Origin of the sequence: Yoonia sp., from assembly GCF_036770585.1 — a bacterium.
In the GTDB taxonomy this organism is placed as follows: Bacteria; Pseudomonadota; Alphaproteobacteria; order Rhodobacterales; family Rhodobacteraceae; genus Yoonia.
On the sequence record NZ_DAIPIW010000115.1, the window covers coordinates 1 to 4,926 of the forward strand.

6 protein-coding genes and 1 tRNA gene are annotated in these 4,926 nt (G+C 63.0%); 5 read left to right on the forward strand and 2 right to left on the reverse strand.

Annotated features, from left to right (window positions below; translation table 11 throughout):
• Positions 1-77 precede the first annotated feature (77 nt).
• The 3 genes from V7N12_RS13570 (at position 78) to V7N12_RS13580 (ending at position 2,962) form a co-directional block, all read left to right on the forward strand.
• Entirely contained in the window at positions 78-491 is a 414-nt protein-coding gene (locus tag V7N12_RS13570; protein ID WP_333715173.1) for an MAPEG family protein, read from the forward strand.
• Positions 492-560: 69 nt separating this feature from the next.
• The gene (gene lpdA / locus V7N12_RS13575; RefSeq protein WP_333715174.1) at positions 561-1,949 is read left to right on the forward strand and encodes a dihydrolipoyl dehydrogenase; all 1,389 of its coding nucleotides are present in this window, start codon (positions 561-563) and stop codon (positions 1,947-1,949) included.
• A 173-nt stretch (positions 1,950-2,122) separates the two neighbouring features.
• A complete protein-coding gene (locus V7N12_RS13580; protein ID WP_333715175.1) occupies positions 2,123-2,962 on the forward strand; it encodes a TerB family tellurite resistance protein in 840 nt (279 codons plus the stop codon).
• Here the strand turns inward: V7N12_RS13580 and V7N12_RS13585 are convergent.
• On the reverse strand, positions 2,959-3,606 hold the full coding sequence (locus V7N12_RS13585) for a GntR family transcriptional regulator (RefSeq protein ID WP_333715176.1): 648 nt from the start codon (positions 3,604-3,606) through the stop codon (positions 2,959-2,961). The genes V7N12_RS13580 and V7N12_RS13585 overlap by 4 nt on opposite strands.
• 32 nt (positions 3,607-3,638) lie before the next feature.
• Positions 3,639-4,328 (reverse strand): M48 family metallopeptidase, encoded by a 690-nt coding sequence (locus tag V7N12_RS13590; protein ID WP_333715177.1) that lies wholly within the window; start codon positions 4,326-4,328, stop codon positions 3,639-3,641.
• 110 nt (positions 4,329-4,438) lie between these two features.
• Between V7N12_RS13590 and V7N12_RS13595 the strand changes: the two genes are divergently transcribed.
• Together V7N12_RS13595 and V7N12_RS13600 are read left to right on the forward strand one after the other, a co-directional pair.
• Positions 4,439-4,765: a TIGR02300 family protein gene (locus V7N12_RS13595; RefSeq protein WP_333715178.1), complete on the forward strand. Its 327-nt coding sequence runs from the start codon at positions 4,439-4,441 to the stop codon at positions 4,763-4,765.
• Positions 4,766-4,847: 82 nt separating this feature from the next.
• Positions 4,848-4,923, forward strand: a tRNA-Ala gene (locus tag V7N12_RS13600).
• Positions 4,924-4,926 lie beyond the last annotated feature (3 nt).

Genomic DNA, 4,926 nt, shown 5'->3' on the forward strand with positions numbered 1-4,926 from the left:
CGCCCCGGACCTGATCCGGGGCCTCGCAGTCCACTTCGAAAAGAGGTCCCGGGTCAAGCCCGGGACGGAATAGGATGATGACCCCCGAACTTACCGTCCTCGCCCTCGCCGGTCTTTTGCAAGGCCTCCAGTTCGTGCTGGTCTCGGTGCCCGCGAACCTCGAACTCGGGGTGGGCAAGACCGCCAGCCCCCGCGACCCCGACCGCCTTGGCAAACCGCTGATCGAGCAGGTCAGCCCAAAGACCGGCCGCCTTTTTCGCGCACTCAACAACCATTTCGAGGGGCTGATCCTTTTCACCCTCGCCGTGGTCGTCGTCACGCTCGGCGACAAGGGCACCGGCCTGACCGCCGCCTGCGCCTGGGCCTATCTTTGCGCGCGCATCCTCTATGTCCCCGCCTATTATTTCGGCTGGACGCCTTGGCGGTCGCTGATCTGGTTCGTGGGGTTTCTTGCAACCATGCTGATGATCGTGTCAGCTTTGTTCACATAATTCGCCCAACGTTTTGCCGACGTTGTGCCGACGCAACGCCGACAGCGAAAATCCTGAAGGAGACCACCCATGTCCAGCTATGACGTCATCGTAATCGGCGCCGGTCCCGGCGGCTATGTCTGCGCGATCCGCTGCGCCCAACTGGGCATGAAGGTCGCCTGCGTCGAGGGCCGCGAGACGCTGGGCGGCACCTGTCTGAACGTGGGCTGCATCCCGTCGAAAGCGATGCTGCACGCCACCCATATGCTGCACGAGGCGGAACATAACTTCGCGACCATGGGCCTCAAGGGCAAGACCCCTTCGGTCGACTTCCCGCAGATGCTGAAATACAAGGAAGAGACCATCGCCCAGAACACAGGCGGCATCGAATTTCTGTTCAAAAAGAACAAGGTAGACTGGATCAAGGGCTGGGCCTCGATCCCCGAGGCGGGCAAGGTCAAGGTCGGCGATGACCTGCACGAGGCCAAGCATATCGTGATCGCATCAGGGTCCGAACCAACCTCGCTGCCGGGCGTCGACGTCGACGAAAAGACCGTCGTGACCTCGACCGGCGCGCTTGCGCTGCCGAAGGTTCCCAAGAAGATGGTCGTGATCGGCGCAGGCGTCATCGGGCTAGAGCTCGGCTCGGTCTATGCCCGTCTCGGGGCTGAGGTCGAGGTGATCGAATACCTTGACGCCATCACCCCCGGCATGGACGCCGAAATCGCCCGCCAGTTCCAGAAGATGCTTACGAAACAAGGGCTTAAGTTCACACTCGGTGCGGCGGTGCAGGGCGTTTCGGTCAAGGGCGGCAAGGCCACCGTGACCTACAAACTGCGCAAGGACGACAGCGAACATGACATGACCGCCGACACCGTTCTGGTCGCCACGGGCCGCAAACCCTATACCGCCGGACTGGGCCTCGATGCGCTTGGGGTGGAAATGTCCGAGCGCGGGCAGATCAAGACGGATGCCCGCTATGCCACGAATATCAAAGGCGTTTATGCCATCGGCGACACCATCGCAGGCCCGATGCTGGCCCATAAGGCCGAGGACGAGGGCATGGCCGTGGCCGAAGTGATCGCAGGCCAGCACGGCCATGTGAACTACGGCGTCATCCCCGGCGTCATCTACACCCACCCCGAGGTCGCCAATGTGGGCGAGACCGAGGAAAGCCTGAAAAAACAGGGCCGCAAATACAAGGTCGGCAAGTTTCCCTTCATGGGCAACGCGCGCGCCAAGGCCAATTTCGCAGGCGAGGGTTTCGTCAAGATCCTTGCAGACGCGGAAACCGACCGCGTGCTGGGGGCCCATATCATCGGGCCCATGGCCGGTGACCTGATCCATGAAATCTGCGTCGCGATGGAATTCGGCGCCGCCGCCGAGGATCTCGCCCGCACCTGCCACGCGCATCCGACCTATTCCGAAGCCGTCCGCGAGGCCGCACTGGCCTGTGGCGACGGGGCGATCCACGCCTGACGGCCAAACGGGCCGCAAGGGCGCGGAACACCGAAAACCGCCAAGCTGCCGGAATCACTGGTCAAAACCGCAGCAGGATGTAAACTCTGCGTGAATGTAGCTGCGGAGGGGTCCCGCGCAGGCCTTTCCGGGCCTGCCCGCCAGACCCGACCCGCGTTTGATTTGAGTACGACATGTCGCGCTTTCTGGTTGCTCTTTTCGTCGGTTTGCTGCTGGCCAATTCTGCCAGTGCCTTTGGCGAAGGCACCGGATTGTTCGAGGACTTCGAATTCGTGGACAGGACCACGATCGAGGCGGCAGGCGAATCCGGCATAGCGCTGTGCTACAGCACAAATGACATCCGGTTGCTGGGCTTTACGATCTTCAGCGACATCTCGGGCTATGCCCTGGTCACCGAAGCCTGCGAAGGCGAGGTCGCCCGCAGACTGACGCCGGCAGACATGCAGGACCTGCGGGACAGCGGCCAGATCAACCCGACTGTTCCGCTGATCGCGCGCAATAGTCTCGATCGGAACCTGACCAACTACGGTCTGTGGGCGGCGATCATTCTGGGGCTGATCGCCGTGATCATCAGGCGGGCGAAGTCACTGCTCGGCTATGATCTGCGCGGCCCGTTGCGCCGCAAGACGACTCAGCGGATCATCAAGGCGCTGTGCCATGCCGGACAATGTGACGGCGTGATCGACAGCCACGATATCGCCCTGATCCGCAAGACGGCCGCACGGCTGACGCGGCGCGCGCTGCGCACGGCGGACATCGTCAAGGTCGCCGACAAGATCGACGCAAGGCTGACACCGCAAGACTATGTCGCCCTCGGCAACGGGCTGCGGGATGGCGAGAAGGACGTGATGATGCAGGCCGTTTTCTATCTGACCTTGCAGAACGGACGGTTGCTGCCTGCCGAATATGAATTCCTCACCAGTCTGGCCTATGGCATCGGGATGCCGGGCGAGGATTTCCGCCGCGTCATGAACGTCGCCCTCGGTGATCTGGACCTCTATCCGGCCCGCTAGCCTTTCAGCATGCGCAGGCCTTGGGTCGAATCCGTCCTGACCGCAAGGCGCAGCCCCGGTTCGTCACCCGCCTTGAGCGCGGCAAGGATCAGCTTGTGATGATAGGGCGGCTCGGTCCGGCGCAGACGACCATAGAGCGCCCGCATCGTCGGCCCCAGTTGCAGCCACACGGTTTCGGTCATGGCCAGCATCGCAGGCGCCTGCGCACGCAGGTAGAGCGTGCGGTGGAATTCGAGGTTCATCCGGATATAGGCCGTGGCGTCCTGCCGCTGGATGGCCTGGCTGACACCGTGGTTGATCGTCTCCAACCGGTCGATCAGCGCGAAATGCGCCCGCGGCAAGGCGCGCGAGGCCAGTTCCGGTTCAAGCAAAGCCCGCAGCGTCGCCAGTTCCTCGATCCGCTCGTTGGTCAGTTCCGGTGTCGACACCCGGCCTGACGAGGACAGAAACAAGGCGCCTTCGGCCACCAGCCGCCGGATCGCCTCGCGGGCGGGGGTCATGGATACGTCGTAGGTCTTGCCGATCCCGCGCAGGGTCAGCGCCTCGCCCGGAGGGATCTCACCATGCATGATGCGGGTGCGCAACGCGCGGTAGACACGTTCATGCGCGGCGGCGCTGCTGTCCTGAATACGCGGTGCAATCATGTGTCAAGTTGTGATCACAAATGCCGCGGCGGTCAATTGCCGAAGGTGAACCTATGCAAGCGGTCGCCGTTCTGCCGCAACCACGCGCGGTGGCGGGCATGGTCGGGGCAAAGCCGCTCGACGATGCGCCAGAAGGCGGGGCCATGGTTCATCTCGGCCAGATGCGCCACCTCATGCGCGGCGACATAGTCAAGCACCTCGGGCGGGGCCATGATCAGACGCCAGGAATACATCAGGGCGCCGTCAGTGGTGCAGGATCCCCAACGTGACCGCGTATCCCGCAAGGTGATCCGCGTATAGGGCCGCCCCAGCGCAGCGGCGTGGCGATCCGAAGCCGCAACCAGCGCATCGCGCGCCGCATTGCGCAAAAACGCCCGCAGTTGTGGCCCCGTAGGACGGGCCGCATGGACGGCAATCCCGGCATCGGTCAGCCGCACGCCGCGGCGATCCTGCGCCAGAACGGGACGCTCTTGTCCGGCGAACATGACCGTACCACCGACCTGCACCTGAACGGACGGCGCCAGCCCGCCAAGCTGCTTGCGCAACCATGCTTCCTTGCTTTGCAGAAAGGCCACGCCCTCGCGTTCTGGGGTCCACTGCGGCAAGGTCAGACTGACCCGCCCGTCCAGCCGCGACACCCGCAACGACAGCCGCCGCGCCTGCGCCGACCGGCGTAGCGTAACGGCAATCGGGGGGTTGCCAGCAAGCGTGTGACGGCCCATATCCAACTTCTCGCAAATCACGGTGCCAAAGGCTTTGACACGCCTGATCGCTTATGGCAGTTGGCACCGATCACCCGCAAGGGAAGACCGTAGTTTTTGAAGGGATAGCCATGCCTAAGGAAGAGTGGGGCACGAAGCGCCTTTGCCCCGAGACCGGCAAGCGCTTTTACGACCTGAATGCCACCCCGATCGTCAGCCCCTACACCGGGAAAGAGGTCACCATCGACACATCCAAGACCCGCACGATGGTCGCGGACGCCGAAGACGCACAATCCGCCAAGCTCAAGGATCTGGAGGATGATGAGGATCTGGTGCTGGATGACGACGACGATGACGACGTCGATCTGGGCGACGACATGCTGGAAGAAGATGACGATGACGACACCGTCTCGTTCGATGATCTGGCGGATGTCGCCACGGACAGCAACGACGATTAATTTGAAGGGCCGGGCGCGATTTCCACTTGATCTCGCCCGGTTCGCTGCATAGACAGCGGCACGCAGCGAAAGCTGCACGGATGGGGCCTTAGCTCAGTTGGGAGAGCGCTTGCATGGCATGCAAGAGGTCAGGGGTTCGACTCCCCTAGGCTCCACCAAAT

What these genes read in the sequence shown, in the direction of transcription:
- V7N12_RS13570 (WP_333715173.1), top strand. Translation starts at nt 78, where the DNA reads ATGACCCCCGAACTTACCGTCCTCGCCCTCGCCGGTCTTTTGCAAGGC.
- lpdA (WP_333715174.1), top strand. Translation starts at nt 561, where the DNA reads ATGTCCAGCTATGACGTCATCGTAATCGGCGCCGGTCCCGGCGGCTAT.
- V7N12_RS13580 (WP_333715175.1), top strand. Translation starts at nt 2,123, where the DNA reads ATGTCGCGCTTTCTGGTTGCTCTTTTCGTCGGTTTGCTGCTGGCCAAT.
- V7N12_RS13585 (WP_333715176.1), bottom strand. Translation starts at nt 3,606, where the DNA reads ATGATTGCACCGCGTATTCAGGACAGCAGCGCCGCCGCGCATGAACGT.
- V7N12_RS13590 (WP_333715177.1), bottom strand. Translation starts at nt 4,328, where the DNA reads ATGGGCCGTCACACGCTTGCTGGCAACCCCCCGATTGCCGTTACGCTA.
- V7N12_RS13595 (WP_333715178.1), top strand. Translation starts at nt 4,439, where the DNA reads ATGCCTAAGGAAGAGTGGGGCACGAAGCGCCTTTGCCCCGAGACCGGC.